Raw genomic sequence first — 16,202 nt, forward strand, 5'->3', positions numbered from 1 at the left:
GTCATTTAGACCCTGCCTGACTTATAGTCATACCGACTACACGGAGTCACTATGACTGCAAAACCCCTGCTCACTGCCCTGCTGGCCCTGGTCTCCGACCTGTCCCGCGAACTGCCCGAGGGCGAGCGTTATCGTCGCCTGCTGGAAGCCATGCGCGCCCTGCTGCCATGCGACGCCGCCGCTCTGCTGCGTCTTGATGGTGAATGGCTGGTGCCGCTGGCCGTCGACGGCTTGAGTACCGATACCCTCGGTCGGCGCTTCAAGGTCAGCGAGCACCCGCGTTTCCAAGCGCTGCTCAGCGGCCCAGGCCCGACCCGTTTCGCTGCCGACAGCGACTTGCCTGACCCCTATGACGGCCTGGTCGATGGCCTGGATGATCATCTGGAAGTTCATGACTGCATGGGTTGCCCGTTATTCATCGACGAGCGCCCATGGGGTCTGCTGACCCTCGACGCCCTCGATCCGGAGCGCTTCGAGCCCATCGAGCTGGATGCCCTGCAAGCCTTCGCCAGCCTCGCGGCCGCCACGGTCAACGCCGCCGAGCGCATCGAGCGCTTGAACAACCGGGTCGAAGACGAGCATCAGCGCGCCGAGGTCTACCGCCAGGCCAGCGGCCAGCAGACTCGCGAGATGATCGGCCAGAGCAAAGCCCACAAGCGTCTGGTCGAAGAAATCAGTCTGGTGGGCGGCAGCGACCTGACCGTGTTGATCACCGGCGAAACCGGGGTCGGCAAGGAGTTGGTGGCCCAGGCCATCCATGCCGCCTCGCCCCGCGCCGACAAACCGATCATCAGCCTCAACTGCGCCGCGTTGCCCGACACATTGGTGGAAAGCGAGTTGTTCGGCCATGTCCGCGGCGCCTTCACCGGAGCGATGAACGACCGCCGCGGCAAGTTCGAACTGGCCAACGGCGGCACGCTGTTTCTCGATGAAGTCGGTGAGTTGTCGCTGACCGTGCAGGCCAAGTTGCTGCGCGTGTTGCAGAGCGGGCAACTGCAGCGACTGGGTTCGGACAAGGAGCATCAGGTCGACGTGCGCCTGATCGCGGCGACCAACCGCGACCTCGCCGAAGAAGTGCGCAGCGGCCGTTACCGCGCCGACTTCTACCATCGCCTCAGCGTATATCCGTTGCTGGTGCCGGCCCTGCGCGATCGTGGGCGCGATGTGCTGCTGCTCAGCGGTTACTTCCTGGAGCAGAACCGCTCGCGCATGGGCCTCAACAGCCTGCGCCTGAACAGCGACGCCCAGGCTGCGTTGCTGGCCTACGACTGGCCCGGCAACGTACGCGAGCTCGAACACTTGATCGGCCGCTGCGCCTTGAAAGCCCTGGGCAACTGCAAGGAGCGGCCGAAGATTCTCAGCCTGAGCGCCGCCGACCTGGACTTGCCCAACGCCAGCGTTGAAGCCGCTGCCGAACAACCGGCTGCCAGCGTCACGCAACTGGTGACCGGCGATTTGCGCGAAGCTACCGAGCGTTATCAGCGTCAATTGATCGGTGCCTGCCTGGAGCGGCACAACCACAACTGGGCAAGCGCGGCCCGTGAGCTGGGCCTGGATCGGGCGAACCTGGGGCGGATGGCCAAGCGGTTGGGGATGAAGTGATGACCCCATCGTCGGAACGCCGCCCGGAGCAAGCTCGCTCCCACAGGATGTGTGAACGACGACGATCTAATGTGGGAGCGAGCTTGCTCGCGATGGCGTCTTACTGTTCACCGCAATTGTTAAAGCCTGCCCCCGACAAGTCGATAACCCGGCATCGAAGTCATTGGCGATCCCGGGATTGCCCGTCACCTTTTTCCAGAGAAGGTTCCTATGTCCTCCACCAAAGCCCGCGCAGACTCACTTTCGCTTCTGCTGTTTACCTTGCGCAGCGGCAAGCTGATGGCGATCAACCTGCTCAAGGTCAGTGAAATCATTCCCTGCCCGCCGCTGACCCGGTTGCCGGAGTCGCACCCCCACGTCAAAGGCATCGCCACCCTGCGCGGTGCCTCACTATCGGTGATCGACCTCAGCCGTGCCATTGGCGAGCGCCCGCTGGAAGACCCGAACGGCGGCTGCCTGATCGTCACCGACGTCAGCCGCTCCAAGCAGGGCCTGCACGTGCAGGCCGTGAGCAAGATCGTCCATTGCCTGACCACCGACATCCGCCCGCCGCCCTTCGGCTCCGGTGGTTTGCGCGCCTACATCACCGGCGTGACATCGGTCGATGGCACCCTGGTTCAGGTGCTGGACATCGAAAAAGTCATCCACGGCATCGCCCCGGCCCAAATCGAAATGGCGCCGACCGAGCTGAGCATGGAAGACGCCGAACTGCTCGGCAACGCGCGCATCCTGGTGGTCGATGACAGCCAGGTCGCCTTGCAGCAATCGGTGCATACCCTGCGCAACCTCGGCCTGCAATGCCATACGGCCCGCAGCGCCAAGGAAGCCATCGACTGCCTGCTGGACCTGCAAGGCACCGCGCAGCAGATCAACCTGATCGTCTCGGACATCGAAATGTCGGAGATGGACGGCTACGCCTTCACCCGCACCCTGCGGGAAACTCCGGATTTCGCGCATCTTTATGTACTGCTGCACACCTCGCTGGACAGTGCGATGAACGCAGAGAAAGCTCGACTGGCGGGGGCGAACGCGGTGCTGACCAAGTTCTCTTCACCGGAATTGACCCAGTGCCTGATCACCGCGGCCAAGGCTGTCGCCGAACAGGGTTATTGAGTGTTGACCGAAGATTACTGCTGGCTGATGCGACGCGACCTCTCTGTCGTCGTACCGCCCCCCGCTTGGCCGGTCTGCCTGCAACTGAGCGAATACCGCCCCGAACTGGGCGCCGCCGTGCACCGGCTGATGGAGCTCGGTTATCTCGACGGCGGTGGGCGCGTCGCCACGCTGGACATGTGGCAACGGCAGTTCGAAACCGATCCGGAATATGACCCGGCCCTGTGCTTCATTGCCCAGGATGCCGAAGGTGTGGTGGGTGTATGTCAGTGCTGGACCAGTGCCTACATCAAGAACCTGGTGGTGCATCCGCGGTTTCAGGGGCGTGGATTGGGGCGTGCCTTGCTGTTGCAAGCGTTCAAGGCATTCCAGCAGCGGCGTGAAGGCTTCGTGGACCTGAAGGTACTGGAAGATAACCTTCGGGCGCGGCGCTTGTATGAAAGCGTCGGGATGCGTGCAGTCCGCCGGGAGCCCGTTCCGCTCTGACATGCCGCCTTCGCTGCGGTGCGGCGATCCGACAAGCCAGCTCCTGCAGGAATCGCGCCCTACACATGTTTTGTGATCGGCTCGGTCACCGTAGGAGCTGGCTTGCCAGCGAAGAGGCCGGCACAACCACCACAAAACCTTCAGGCATACTCCTGCCTTGGCCACTCAGCCCAAGGAAGCCTGAACCATGAAAGCTGCACCCCTGATTCTGCTCTGCCTCACCGCTCTTACCGTCCAAGCCCACGCCTCCAGCCCCAACGCCTGGGCAACCTACGACAAAGCCGTACTCGCCAGCTGCACCAAAGCCAGCGGCCTGAAGGACAGCAAACCGGTCGGCACCGCCGCGCAGTTCGATGACCGGGTCGGCTACACCGCGCTGCTGCTCCAGGGCCAGTACCCGCAAAAACACATGAAAGGCGCGCAAGGCACCGAACTGTGCCTGTACAACAAAAAGAGCAAAACCGCGGACGTCACCGAATGGGACTCCATCCGCCCGGCCAGCAAGGCCAACTGAGTGGCGCACAATTTGCTTCGATAGCGGCCTTTGCGGCGGCATTCTGTCGCCGTTTCATGCCCTGTGATGCGAACGAACGCTCGATGAATACAACGTTTTCCTGTGTAGGCTGCGGCAAATGCTGCAACGACCACCATGTGCCCCTGACCCTGAGCGAAGCCCGGATGTGGGCAGCCGACGGCGGTCAGGTGATCGTGCTGGTGGAAGCGTTTCTGGGCAACGGCCTGGGCCTGCCGGTGCAACAACGGGAGCACGCCGAACGCCGTTCGGCGGCGGTGCGCAGTGGTGAATCCGTTGCGTACGTGGCCATCACCTTCGCCGCCTGCAATGTCGGACCCTGCCGAAATCTTGACGAAGACAACCGCTGCCGCATCTACGAACGCCGGCCGTTGGTGTGTCGCATCTATCCGATGGAAATCAATCCGCACATACCACTGAACACTGTCGTGAAGGAATGTCCGCCTGAGTCGTGGGAAAAAGGACCGGACCTGATTGTCGGTGGTGAGTTGGTCGACCGGGAATTGTCGGAATTGATCCAGCGCTCCCGTCAGGCGGATCGTGATGACATTCTGATGAAGGATGCGATTTGTGCGTTGCTGGGGATTCGCACGACGGCCCTGAAGGGCGACGGATTTACCGCTTATCTTCCGGATATGGCGGAGTTCGCCAGGATCATCGACGAACTGACCGGGCAAATGTTGCCGCAGTGGGCCAGCGAGTGGCTGTTTCATGCATCGGGGGACGATATCGCCGAGCAGATTGTTGCGGCCGGGGCGCAAGTGGCGGTGGATGCGCCGACGAACTTTGCGTTCATTTCGTTGCGCACGGCTTGAGAGGTCAGGTGCGCAGCTTCGCGAGCTGCGCACGCGCCTTCAGACAGGTAAAGATTTAAAGCGTCGTGACCGCCAGACACTCCACTTCCACCCCTGCGTCCAGTACAAGCTTGCCAGCGAATGTCGTACGAGCGGGTAACCGATCCGCCGGAAAGTAGCGGCGATAAACAGCATTCATGTCAGCAAAGTCCTTCATGTCGGAAAGAATAACCGTGCATTTGGCCACCTGCGCCAGAGACGACCCATGATGCTGCAGTGCGTTGCGCAGATTGGCCATGGCCTGTTCCATTTGCGGCCCTATACCACCTTTCACCAACTCCCCTGCCTCCGTCATTCCGATTACGCCAGAGAGGTAAAGCGTCTGACCAACCTGAACCGCATTGGAAAATGGCATGCCTTCTTCGTTTGGAAAGTACCGAGGAACCTCGAGAGCCGGCGTCGGCAAGTAGCGCTGGGTAATTGCTTGCAACTGACCATTTTGTTTCAACCGCTCAAGAGCAGCATTCAGGTTATTGCGCAGCCGGGTGTCGTTTTTGCGAACCGCCATGGCCACGCCGCTGCCCAGCATGGAATCGCTGATCGCCGGGCCGGCGAAGTCAAAACCTTGCCCCTGCGGTTTACTCAATAGCGCGTAGGTAATCTCGATCGAGTCTTGCAAAGTCGCATCCAGCTCTCCCGCCAGCAGGCTGGCGACCAATTGGTCATTGAGGTTGAAGCTGCGTACTGTCACCCCCGCCTGCGCCCAACGCGCCTTGGCGAACGCCTCGCGACTGGTACCGGCCAGCACGCCGACACGCTTGCCCCGGAGCGATTGAGCATCGGGTTGCAGATTCGCCCCCTTGGGAGCCACCAGCCTGCTGCTCAGGGGATACAGGTTTTCGGTGAAATCGACACGCTCGCGACGCAACGATGTGGCTGTCATCGGCATGATTGCGTCGAAACGACCACCTTCGAGCGCATCGATGTTGGTGGCGTAATCCTGGTCAACCCAGACACAACGGGACTTGAGTTCGGCACACAGCGCATTGCCCAACTCGATGTTGAGCCCTTGCAGTTCGCCATTCTCGTTACGGAATTCAAACGGAGGTACAAGCGGCTCGACACCGAAACGGATCTGTGGATCGACGACAGCTGTCGTACAACCCGCGGCCAGAAGCACTATCAGGGGTGCAGAGAAAAACTTGAGCAGACGCATGAGAAAACCTTCATCAAGATTCATGGAAATGAATCCTCGACGAATGGCCTTCGACATTCCCAGAGGGCGAATCGCCAACCGGTGTAGGAACGCTCTGACTTACAGCAAGGAATACGGGCGACTGAAAATGCCTGAACCTTAACGCTTACCCATCGATCGACGAGTTCCCGGCGGCGCCATGCCCGGTGTCTTGGTGTGGCCGTTCTTGGCGCCGTTCTTGTACCACGGCTGGTTGGAGCCCTTGGCGGCCGCCAGTTCGCCCGGTTTGAACGGGAACTTGAAGGCCGGGATTTCGGCTTTGGTTTCGCTGTCGGCGTTGGAGTCGACGCTGTCTGGCAGCTCTGCCTGCACGTCGCTCAAGGCGTCGGCGACCGGCGGTTGTTTCGGGGAAGTCATGAAAGCTCCGGGTAGTGCATGAAGTGTCGGGCCCGGTAAGCGAGCCGCATGCCACAGTATAAGAAGTGCGGCAGTATAGCTGGATGAAGCACCGCAAGCTGCAAGCTTGCATTGACCGCCTGACGACTCGCACAAATCCCGCGAAGAATGTTAGCGTGCTCATCATTCTTCACCGCCCGACGAGCCCACCTCCCATGAAAAAGACTGTCCTGGCCTTCAGCCGCGTCACCCCGGAAATGGTCGAACGCCTGCAACAAGACTTCGATGTCATCGTGCCGAATCCGAAAAACGGCGACATCAACGCCCAATTCAACGAAGCCCTGCCCCACGCCCACGGCCTGATCGGCGTCGGTCGCAAACTCGGCCGCGCCCAGTTGGAAAACGCCGCCAGGCTGGAAGTGGTCTCCAGCGTCTCGGTGGGCTACGACAACTATGACCTGGCCTACTTCAACGAACGCGGGATCATGCTGACCAACACGCCGGATGTGCTCACCGAAAGCACCGCCGACCTGGCGTTTGCACTGTTGATGAGCAGTGCGCGCCGCGTCGCCGAACTGGATGCCTGGACCAAGGCCGGGCAATGGCAAGCCAGCGTCGGTGCGCCGTTGTTCGGTTGTGATGTGCATGGCAAGACATTGGGCATCGTCGGCATGGGCAACATCGGTGCCGCCATCGCCCGGCGTGGCCGCCTGGGGTTCAACATGCCGGTCATCTACAGCGGTAACAGCCGCAAGACCGAACTGGAACAGGAACTCGGCGCACAGTTGCGCAGCCTCGACCAATTGCTGGTCGAAGCTGATTTCGTCTGCCTGGTGGTGCCGCTCAGCGAGAAAACCAAACACTTGATCAGCCATCGTGAACTGGCGCTGATGAAGCCAAGTGCCATTCTGGTGAACATTTCCCGTGGTCCGGTGGTGGATGAACCGGCGCTGATCGAAGCGCTGCAAAACAACCGCATTCGGGGTGCAGGGCTGGACGTGTACGAAAAAGAACCGCTGGCCGAGTCGCCACTGTTCCAGCTGAAAAATGCCGTGACCTTGCCGCACATCGGCTCGGCCACCCATGAGACCCGCGATGCCATGGCCTACCGTGCCCTGGCCAACTTGCGCAGTGCCCTGCTGGGCGAGCGGCCGCAGGACCTGGTCAACCCGCAAGTCTGGAAGGGTTAACGCAAAACGGGCAGACGTGACAAGCGCCTGCCCGTTTGAAACAAAAAAGTCACTCTCAACTTATTAAACAACTCTCTGAATACACACCCTGCAATTCAGTCAACAACCAAACAATGATACCAAGCTATAGACTCTCTTACTTGCCCAGACACCACGGGGAACAATAAAGAGGATCACTAACTTGAACAGACTCACAACAAGTCAAGTCATTCGACTCAGCAAAGCCACACTAATGCTATTTATTAGCCTCTTTGGACTGCTGATGCTACACAACCACTTCACGGATTACTCGACCAACTATGAATACATTGGCCATATCCTGAGCATGGACACCACCAATGATCAACACAAATACAGACACAGGGCTATCACTTCAACCATACTGCACCACCGCATTTACTGGCTGATCATTACACTTGAAGTGGTCTACACCCTATGCTGTCTACTTGGAACCTATTACCTTTACAAAAACATCAACGCCAACCGCGAACAATTTCACGAAGCTAAAAAACCTGCACTTATAGGATTACTGATCGCCCTTTTTCTGTATTACGTTGGTTTTCAAGTGATCGGTGCCGAGTGGTTCAACATGGATGAGTCGAAAACCTGGAACTACCAGGAAAGGTCTCGATATATTATTGATTTCATCTTTCCGCTCTTGATATACATCGCGATGAAAATCGAGCGCTGAGTCACTCAGCACTCGCCCCCTCAAGCCAGCTTGCCGTTGCCCAGCACTTGCGGCGCCTTGGGTTTGCGAAACACCAGTACGTTCCCCGACATCACCAACACCAGCCCCAACAGCGCCGGCACCGTCCATTGATAGCCTTCGGCGAACGCTGACACGTTGAGCGCCACCACCGGAAATAGCACCGTGCAGTACGCAGCCCGCTCAGGCCCCATGCGGCCGACCAGCGTCAGGTAGGCGGTGAAACCGATCACCGACCCCGGAATCACCAGGTACAACAGTGACCCGATGTAACGCGCGCTCATTTCCATGTCGAAGGGAATGCCCTTGACCAGACACCACACCGAGAGCATCGCCGCCCCGTAAGCCATGCCCCAGGCATTGGTGGTCAGCGGTTTGAGCCCGGCCTTCTGTTGCAGGCTCGAGAGCATGTTGCCCGCCGAGAAACACAAAGTGCCGCACAGGGCCAGACCGAGACCGAGCAGGGTTTGCGGGCTGGCGGTATGCCCGGCCAATTCCGGCCAGAACAACAGGCCCAGCCCAAGCAGCCCCAGCGCGCCGCCCATCAGCACATTGCGGGCGATTTTCTGACCGAAGAACACCCGCGCGTTGAGGGCATTCCACAGGGTGGCGGTGGAAAACACCACAGCCACCAGGCCGCTGGGGATCCACTGGCTCGCGGTGAGGAAGCACATGAAGTTGACGCAGAACAGGCACAAGCCCTGAGCCAGGCAGATCAGGTGCCCGCGACGGTTCATCACTTGCAAGCGTCGGCTGAGCAGCAGGATCACGAACAGCATCAGCGCAGCGAGACCGAAGCGATAGACGATCGACACGGGAATGGCCACCACGCCGAGTTGCCATTTCAAGGCAATCCAGGTGGTGCCCCATATCAGCACAGTCAGCAAGTACAAAGAAAGGTTCATGACAAAGGCTCCTCGATAGGTGCCCAGTGTCCGGCGTCACGTCCAGGCGCACTTGCATAAACTTGCGCTTTTGTCTGGCGACAGGCTGGCAGGCACGCCTCTACGGAGTAGGATGCAGGGCGTTGGATGCAGGTGTTAGAGAGCAACGATCATGGCTGCACTGGATACCCTACAAGTCTTTCAAGCCCTCAACCGCTCGCCGAATGCTCGCCTCGAGCACAGCGCCGAGCTCGGTGACGGCTTGTCTGCAGCGTTGTGGAGCAATCACCACGACGCCCAGGAATACGAAGCGCCCAGCCACCACACGTTGTCCTGTTACATCGCCGGCGGCACCGGCACCTTTCGCCGCGACCAGCCCGGCAACAAGGGGGGGCCGGACAAACTGTGCATCCTGCCGGCCGACCACCAGTCAGGCTGGGTGATCAATGGCAATATTCGCCTGGCGCACCTGTATTTCAGCCCCGAACAATTTGCCCTCGGTTGCGTCACCCTGCTTGATCGCGAGCCACGGGAAATGCAACTTCGCGAGCAGACCTTTCTCGATGATCCGCAGCAGGCGCTGCGCTTTCGACAGTTGATCGCCCTGAACTGGGACGAGCCGGGCGAGCGCCTGCTCACCAGCAGCCTGGCCCACGAACTGCTCAGCCATGCCCTGCTCAGCCAGGTGAATGCCCGGCAAGGCCTGCGCCTTAAAGGTGGGTTGGCCGCGCATCAGCGCCGACATCTGGTGGAATTCATCGACAGCCATCTGGACGAGGCCATCAGTCTCGGTCAGTTGGCGGCATTGTGTGCGTTGTCCGAATACCATTTCGCGCGGATGTTCCGCGAAAGCTTCGGCTTGCCACCCCACCAGTATGTGCTGGCGCGGCGACTGAACCGGGCACGGGAGTTGCTGCGCACGACCTCGCAACCACTGGGGGAGATTGCACTGGCCTGTGGATTTTCCAGCGCCAGCCACTTCACCAACCGCTTTCGCCAGTCACTTGGCGGGAGGCCCGGTGAGTATCGGCAGGCGCTTTTGCGCTAGCCGGCATACTTCAGATTTTCGTTGCCTGTGATACCGCCTTCGCGGGCAAGCCACGCTCCCACAGGATCGCGGTTGCCCGCGGATTTTGCATCCGCCCACTGACCCTGTGGGAGCGTGGCTTGCCCGCGAAGAACGATGACTCGGTTTACCGTTAAAACTCCAAAGTGCTCGACAACGTCACCTGCCGCGAATCGCCCATCGACACAAAGAACCGACTCGCCGCCGAGGTGTAGTAAGTACGGTCAAACAAGTTCTTCACATTAAGCTGGAACTTGACCTTCTGCCCTTCGACTTTGGTGTCGTAGGTGGCGAACGCATCGGCCACGGTGTAGCCCGGCAGGTCGAAATCGTTCACCGCGTTGCCCGCGCGTTCCCCTACATAACGCGCCCCGGCGCCGACCCGCAGTTGGTCGCCGCCGACAATGGTGCCGAAGTCATAGACGGCCGACAGCGAGCCGCTGTTCTTTGCCACGTTTTGCAGTTGATTGCCCTTGTAAACAGGGTCTTCGGTGACTTCGGCATCGGTGTAGGCGTAGCTGCCGATCATGCTCCAGCGATCAGTCAGCTGACCGCTCAAGTCCACTTCCAGGCCACGGGAACGCACTTCGCCGGCAGCACTGTAAATCGTCGTCGGGCCTTCGGCGTTGGCCACCAGCACGTTGCGTTTCTTGATGTCGAACAGCGCAATGTCACCAGTGACACGGCCCGGCAGATCGAGCTTGGCACCCAGCTCCCAGGACTTGGCTTCTTCCGGCGCGATGCCGCCGTCAAGCACGGTGCTGCTGCCGCTCAACGGTGCAATGGTCGAGTTGGGTTTGAACGACTCGGTGTAGCTGCCGTAAAACGACAAGGCATCGGTGTATTTGTACACAAGACCCACGCGCGGCACCCACTTCTGCCCGTTGCTGTCGGTGTTGGCGTGGAACGGCACGCCTTTGCCGGCGTACTGGTCGTACGCCTGCAAGCGCGCGCCGGCCACCAGAATCCATTGGTCGTTGAGGTGGATGGAATCCTGCAGGAACACCGAATCGCTGCGCAGTTCATCGGTCTGCGCGCTGTCGGCGGCGCTGACAGTGGTGCCCGGCACTTCCTGGCCATAGATCGGGTTCACGTAGCTGAACGTGGTGCGGCTTTTCTGGCGGATCAGGTCTTCGCGGAAAATCTTGCGGTACTCGTCATCGACGCCGAACAGCAGGTCATGCTGCATGCCGAACACATCCACGTTGCCTTCGAGGCTGGCGGTGGTGAAGCGGTCGGTGCTGATCGCATTCCGGGTGCCGTCCATGCTGCGGGTCAGGGTGCCCTTATTGGGGTCGATGGCAGTCACGCGCACCTGGCTGGCGTCGTAGGTTTCGCGGTTCCAGCTGTAGCCGAAATGGGCCTTCCAGTTGTCGTTGAGCTCGTGATCGGCCTCGAAGTGATAGAGGTCCGAACGCCCTTGCATGTTGTTGAACGGCTCGTCGAGACGCTCATTGCGCGAGATGTCCAGCGGATGGTTGGTCCGCGGATCGATCAGCGTGCCGCGGTCGAACGGCGTGAGGAATTCGCGGTGCTCATAGGCGAACAACAGCTTGGTGCCTTCGCCGTACCAGGCCAGCGACGGTGCGATGAGGCTCTCGCGATGCACACCGAAGTTGCGCCAGTAATCTTCGTCTTCGTAGTCCAGTACCATGCGGTAGGCCAGCCCGGAATCGCCGAGGGCACCGGTGCTGTCGAGTCCGCCACCGCTGCCATTCTTGCCGTCGCCATAGCTGGAACCGCGCGCAGTCAGCGCGTTGTACTGCTCAAGCTCGGGCTTCTTGCTGACCATGTTGACCACGCCGCCCGGATCCTGGATGCCATAGAGCAACGAGGCAGGCCCCTTGAGCACTTCGACCCGGTCGACGCTGGCGTTGAGACCACGACCCTGCACGATCGGCATGCCGTCGCGCATGATCGAGCCGTTACGGTTGTCGCCAAAGCCGCGGACCATCACCGAGTCCTGGGTGCTGCCCAGGGTGTTGGCCTGGGTGATGCCGCTGACATTGGCCAGGGCGTCATCGAGATTGCGCGGCGCCTGGTCGCGAATGACCTGGGCCGGGACGACATTGATGGTCTGCGGGATTTCCTGAATCGGGGCCGAGGAGCGCATCACCGAAGAAGTCGGTGGCGGCTGGTAACTCATGGACTCATCCATCACCGAGGTAATGGTGGTCGCGCCCAGGTTCAACGCACCTTCGGTCGGCCGTGGTTCCAGTGCAATGGTGTGCCCATCGGTGCGGCGGAACGTCAATCCCGAACCGGTGAGCAGACGTTGCAGGGCCTGTTCGGCGCTCATCTGGCCATTGACCGCTGGCGCATTGAGGCCGTACGGCGCTTCATCGGTGTAGACGACGCTGATGCCGGTCACCCGGCTGAAATCACTCAGGGCCTGGGGCAGCGGTTTGGCGGCCAGTGCGAAATTGAATTGCCCACGCGACTGACTGCTGCCCGCCTCTGCGGCCAGCGCCACGCTCAGCGGCAACAACGCCAATGCCGAAAAGCTCAACGCAGACACACCCAACCATTGTTTGACCGACCCCGATTTTGCCCTGGACTTCATGACTCATGACCTGTGTAGAACCGCAACGGATGCGAATGACTCGCAGTTTCAGTCAGTACACGGATGGCAGTCGGGTTTACCTCACAACAATTTGAAAATATTTTTATTCAGGGTGATGGGGTGTTTGAACTGGCCCCATCGCGAGCAAGCTCGCTCCCACAGGGTTATGTGTTGCCCCAATACTGTGAACGACTCAATACCTGTGGGAGCGAGCTTGCTCGCGATGGGGCCGGCTGATTCAACGCAAAATTATCAGATGCCCCAACACCTGATGCTGCTCAAACCCCAACACGCCCTGCAACGAACTCAACACCGCCTGCGGGTTCCTGCTCGGAAAGCTGCCACTGACCCGCCGCGTCGCCAGCTCATCATTGAGCAGCACGATCCGCCCTGGGTAATAGCGCCCCAAATCCAGCACCACATCGGCCAACGTCGCTTTGTAGTAATTGAGCCAGCCCTGGCGCCATGCCAACTGCGCTTCGCTGTCCACGGCGTGGAGTTTTCCTGCTGTGCCTTCGCCGTAGGCCACTTGCTGGCCAGCGGTGAGAATTTGCTGTTCGGCGCTCTGGTCCGCCGTCACGCCAACCCGTCCCGACAGCACCGTGACCTGTGCACCGTGGGGCTGCAAACGGACCTCGAACTGCGTACCCAGGACCCGCGCCTGGCCCTTCTCGGCATCCACCACAAATGGCTCGCCGTTATGGGTGACGCTGAAAAATCCGGCGCCGCGGCGCAATTGCACATGCCGCTCACCGCGACTGAAATCCACGGCGATGGCGCTATCGGCATCCAGTGTCACCTGCGACTGATCCGCCAGGGTGACGGTGCGGATCTCTCCTGGCGCCGAGACGTAGTCCGCCCCCAGGTCATCAATCCAGCGCATCGGCTGCCAGCCTGTGCCGAGACTGATCATCAACAGCAGGCACGCGGCCATCGCCAGCACACCGGACCAGCGCCCGACCCTGCTGCGTCGTGACTTGTCCATGGCATTGAGATACCCCTGCAAGGCAAAGGCGTCTTCATCGGCGAGGGTGCGCGCCGGCACTTCGCTCAACTCCCACAGCACTTGCGCCTGGGCATACGCCTCGGCATGGGCGGGGTCGGCTTGCAACCACTGGCTGAACGTCGCCTGGTCACCACTGCTGGGCTGGTCATGCAACAGGCTCAGCCAGGCCAACGCGGCCTGCTCCTGAGCGGGCGTCGGAATGACGCGTTCGAAGTGGTTCACGGTGCTTTCCCTGGCGTACGCGATTCTGGTTCCCGAAGGCTGGCCTTGCAGGCTTCGAGGGCGCGCATCATATGTTTTTCCACGGCACTTTGGGACAAACCCATGGCCTTGGCGATCTCGGCATACTTGCGGCCGTGAATGCGATTGAGCAAAAAGATCTGCCGCGTGCGCTCCGGTAATGCGCGCAACGCCGCTTCAACGTGGCGCAAATCGTTGCCCGCCTCCAGCGCCGCTTGCGGTCCACTGCCGTGGCTGTCCGGTGGTTCCACCATCAAGCCTTCGCTGGCCCGGACCCGCGTGCCTTCACTGCGCAAATGGTCGATGGCGATATTGCCGGCGCAGCGCAGCAGATAAGTGCCGAGCTCCTCGACCTGCACCAGCGGCCGCCGCCAGAAACGCAGGAACAAGTCCTGCACCAGGTCAGCCGCCGTCGCCCGGCAACCGACGCGCCGACTCACCAGCGCTTCCATTTGAGAACGCCGGGAGAGAAACACCTGAAGAAAATGCGCACGGTCGACGCGCTGTTCGTCACGTTCGATATCGTGGGGGTCGGGGGGCAGAGTGATCATCGTTCATGTTTCGACCTGAAAACCGGGGGAGGCCACGACAGCGTCAGGGGGCCGGCAAGGTCGCAATATTAATGATAAATATTCTCATATGCAAAAAGATCGAGTGCAGCCCGCTATTACACCCGTTGGTTGCACCGCAAACCTGGCTGTCCCCACAGCCAGCCAATGGCCATGGAATCCAAAAGCCACCGAAAACAAAACGGGCCTGCAATGCAGGCCCGTTTTCATGGGAAGGTAAAAAAGTGAATCAGGTGTCAGCCGTTAAGCGCTGCCTGTTCGTTCTCAAGAAACTCTTCTTCCAGCAGATGGTCGGCATGGGCGGCACTCTCGATGGGCACCACATTGGCGCGTTTGCCGCGCAATTTGCCGAACATATGCTCCAGCGCATGTTCAAGTTTGACGGCTGCACCGTCAATAGCCTGCTCCATGGTGGAGGCTTTATGGGTGACGGAAACCGGTTGATGGCCTTTTGGCCGCGCCTCCAGTTGGCAGCGCATGTCGTGGGGACCCGGCTTGTCGCCGTTCTCGTCCCGCAGGTGAACCTCGACTCGTGTCAGGTCCTCTTCGTAGCGTTCGAGCGTGCTCTCAATGGTCGTACGTACCCACTCCTCCAGTCGTTTACTGCCTTGAATATGGTTATCGCTATTGACTTGGATTTGCATAGTTCATCCCTTATTTCAGCTAGCTCGCGAGAGGCCGGTCAGCTAAGCCCTTGGGCGTCATCACCGTGACCTCTTGCTTACACAATCGGTCTGTACGCTGAACAATTCAACCCCTGAAAAAAGATAAATATTCATACGCAAAAAAAACCGGACAACGAGCAATAGCGCTGTTAATGTCGGGAGTTGGGTCGCCCTGCTTACCGGTCAAAATTCCTTACATCTGCCGCTCTCCCAACGGGTGCAGGCTGCGAAAAATCCCCGCCTCTTCCACCAGCCAGTCATGTACCGCACGCACGCCGGGATGGCTCAACGCCCCTGGTGCGTAAAGCAGCATGTAGCGCTTGTGATTGGGCACCGCCAGGCCGAACGGCACGATCAACGCCCCACGCTCCAGCTCATCGTTGAGCAGTGTCCGTCGGGCAATCGCCACCCCCATCCCGGCGATGGCCGCTTCGATCGTCAGGTGATTGCGATTGAAGGTATGCCCGCGTCGCACATCCGCCCCCTCGAAGCCGATGGCGTTGAGGTAAAACTCCCATTCCGCGTACTCATAGCTGCCGCGCCAGGCGGTGATGTCGTGCAGCAAGGGAAAGTGCATCAGGTCTGCCGGACCGTGCAGCGGCGGACGACCGCGCAACAGGCTCGGCGCGCACACCGGAAAAATCTGCTCATCGAGCAAGGCTGTGGATAACAGACCGGGGTAGCTGCCGTCGTTCAGGTCGATCGCCAGGTCGAAGTCGCCTTCATGCAGCGGCACGCTGCTGTCCTCGGCTACCAGGCGCAACTGAATATCCGGAAAACGCTGCTGCAAACGCGGCAGGCGCGGCGTCAGCCATTTGCTCAGGAACGAAGGAATCGAACGCACCCGCAGAATCCCGCTGATCATGCCCGCATCCAGTCGCCGCAATTCCGCGTCGATGCTGCCAAAGGCCTCGTTGACGGTAATGGCCAGACGCTGGCCCTCGGCGCTCAGCTCGACTCCGCGGGCACGGCGGTGAAACAGGCGAAAACCCAGGCGTTCTTCCAGCTGACGGATCTGCTGGCTGACCGCCCCCGGTGTGATGTGCAGCTCTTCGGCGCAGCGGGTGAATGACAAGTGCCGCGCGGCACAGGCAAACACGTTCAGCCAGACATACGTCTGGGCGTGCAATTGACGGCTCATCGTTTAGTCCTGCTAAAGGATGTCTTAGGAATTTTCGTTGGTCACGTAGGA

Annotated in this window: 16 protein-coding genes; 8 read left to right on the forward strand and 8 right to left on the reverse strand. The window is 60.2% G+C overall.

What is annotated here, in order from left to right; translation table 11 throughout:
- Window positions 1-51: 51 nt before the first annotated feature.
- From norR to ACM6IK_RS09895, 5 genes are all read left to right on the forward strand, one after another.
- A complete protein-coding gene (gene norR, locus ACM6IK_RS09875; RefSeq protein ID WP_414874154.1) occupies window positions 52-1,602 on the forward strand; it encodes a nitric oxide reductase transcriptional regulator NorR in 1,551 nt (516 codons plus the stop codon).
- 210 nt (window positions 1,603-1,812) lie between these two features.
- Window positions 1,813-2,715, forward strand: coding sequence for a chemotaxis protein CheV (locus ACM6IK_RS09880; RefSeq protein WP_007970363.1), 903 nt, complete (start codon window positions 1,813-1,815; stop codon window positions 2,713-2,715).
- Window positions 2,716-2,742: 27 nt separating this feature from the next.
- A complete protein-coding gene (locus tag ACM6IK_RS09885) occupies window positions 2,743-3,201 on the forward strand; it encodes a GNAT family N-acetyltransferase (protein WP_414874314.1) in 459 nt (152 codons plus the stop codon).
- 187 nt (window positions 3,202-3,388) lie between these two features.
- Window positions 3,389-3,715, forward strand: coding sequence for a hypothetical protein (locus ACM6IK_RS09890; RefSeq protein WP_414874155.1), 327 nt, complete (start codon window positions 3,389-3,391; stop codon window positions 3,713-3,715).
- 83 nt (window positions 3,716-3,798) lie between these two features.
- Entirely contained in the window at window positions 3,799-4,548 is a 750-nt protein-coding gene (locus ACM6IK_RS09895) for a YkgJ family cysteine cluster protein (RefSeq protein WP_414874156.1), read from the forward strand.
- Window positions 4,549-4,603: 55 nt separating this feature from the next.
- Here ACM6IK_RS09895 and ACM6IK_RS09900 read toward each other — a convergent pair whose 3' ends face one another.
- Both ACM6IK_RS09900 and ACM6IK_RS09905 read right to left on the reverse strand, forming a co-directional pair.
- Window positions 4,604-5,743, reverse strand: a complete 1,140-nt coding sequence (locus ACM6IK_RS09900; RefSeq protein WP_414874315.1) for a transporter substrate-binding domain-containing protein — start codon at window positions 5,741-5,743, stop codon at window positions 4,604-4,606.
- Between the two features lie 138 nt (window positions 5,744-5,881).
- Window positions 5,882-6,139 carry a hypothetical protein gene (locus ACM6IK_RS09905; RefSeq protein WP_108218265.1) on the reverse strand — a complete coding sequence of 86 codons (258 nt, stop codon included), beginning with the start codon at window positions 6,137-6,139 and terminating at the stop codon, window positions 5,882-5,884.
- A gap of 194 nt (window positions 6,140-6,333) precedes the next feature.
- On the opposite strand from ACM6IK_RS09905, the gene ACM6IK_RS09910 reads away from it, so the two are divergent.
- The gene (locus ACM6IK_RS09910; RefSeq protein WP_414874157.1) at window positions 6,334-7,308 is read left to right on the forward strand and encodes a 2-hydroxyacid dehydrogenase; all 975 of its coding nucleotides are present in this window, start codon (window positions 6,334-6,336) and stop codon (window positions 7,306-7,308) included.
- A gap of 181 nt (window positions 7,309-7,489) precedes the next feature.
- Window positions 7,490-7,999: a DUF2165 family protein gene (locus ACM6IK_RS09915; protein ID WP_414874158.1), complete on the forward strand. Its 510-nt coding sequence runs from the start codon at window positions 7,490-7,492 to the stop codon at window positions 7,997-7,999.
- Window positions 8,000-8,019: 20 nt separating this feature from the next.
- Here the strand turns inward: ACM6IK_RS09915 and ACM6IK_RS09920 are convergent, their stop codons facing one another.
- Window positions 8,020-8,922 carry a DMT family transporter gene (locus ACM6IK_RS09920; RefSeq protein ID WP_218429373.1) on the reverse strand — a complete coding sequence of 301 codons (903 nt, stop codon included), beginning with the start codon at window positions 8,920-8,922 and terminating at the stop codon, window positions 8,020-8,022.
- 151 nt (window positions 8,923-9,073) lie between these two features.
- Between ACM6IK_RS09920 and ACM6IK_RS09925 the strand changes: the two genes are divergently transcribed.
- Window positions 9,074-9,949: a helix-turn-helix domain-containing protein gene (locus tag ACM6IK_RS09925; RefSeq protein ID WP_414874159.1), complete on the forward strand. Its 876-nt coding sequence runs from the start codon at window positions 9,074-9,076 to the stop codon at window positions 9,947-9,949.
- 151 nt (window positions 9,950-10,100) lie between these two features.
- Here the strand turns inward: ACM6IK_RS09925 and ACM6IK_RS09930 are convergent, their stop codons facing one another.
- The 5 genes from ACM6IK_RS09930 to ACM6IK_RS09950 all read right to left on the reverse strand — a co-directional run bounded on the left by ACM6IK_RS09930 (window position 10,101) and on the right by ACM6IK_RS09950 (window position 16,151).
- Window positions 10,101-12,530, reverse strand: coding sequence for a TonB-dependent siderophore receptor (locus ACM6IK_RS09930; RefSeq protein WP_414874160.1), 2,430 nt, complete (start codon window positions 12,528-12,530; stop codon window positions 10,101-10,103).
- Between the two features lie 238 nt (window positions 12,531-12,768).
- Complete coding sequence (locus tag ACM6IK_RS09935) at window positions 12,769-13,758, reverse strand: FecR family protein (protein WP_414874161.1); 990 nt, start codon at window positions 13,756-13,758, stop codon at window positions 12,769-12,771.
- Window positions 13,755-14,327, reverse strand: coding sequence for an RNA polymerase sigma factor (locus ACM6IK_RS09940; RefSeq protein WP_108218258.1), 573 nt, complete (start codon window positions 14,325-14,327; stop codon window positions 13,755-13,757). Before ACM6IK_RS09940 ends, ACM6IK_RS09935 begins: the two co-directional genes overlap by 4 nt.
- A gap of 254 nt (window positions 14,328-14,581) precedes the next feature.
- Window positions 14,582-14,989 carry an HPF/RaiA family ribosome-associated protein gene (locus tag ACM6IK_RS09945; protein ID WP_223548981.1) on the reverse strand — a complete coding sequence of 136 codons (408 nt, stop codon included), beginning with the start codon at window positions 14,987-14,989 and terminating at the stop codon, window positions 14,582-14,584.
- A 214-nt stretch (window positions 14,990-15,203) separates the two neighbouring features.
- On the reverse strand, window positions 15,204-16,151 hold the full coding sequence (locus tag ACM6IK_RS09950) for a LysR substrate-binding domain-containing protein (RefSeq protein ID WP_108229093.1): 948 nt from the start codon (window positions 16,149-16,151) through the stop codon (window positions 15,204-15,206).
- Between the last annotated feature and the right edge of the window lie 51 nt (window positions 16,152-16,202).

Source organism: Pseudomonas sp. IT-196MI5 (assembly GCF_949767415.1).
GTDB lineage: Bacteria > Pseudomonadota > Gammaproteobacteria > Pseudomonadales > Pseudomonadaceae > Aquipseudomonas.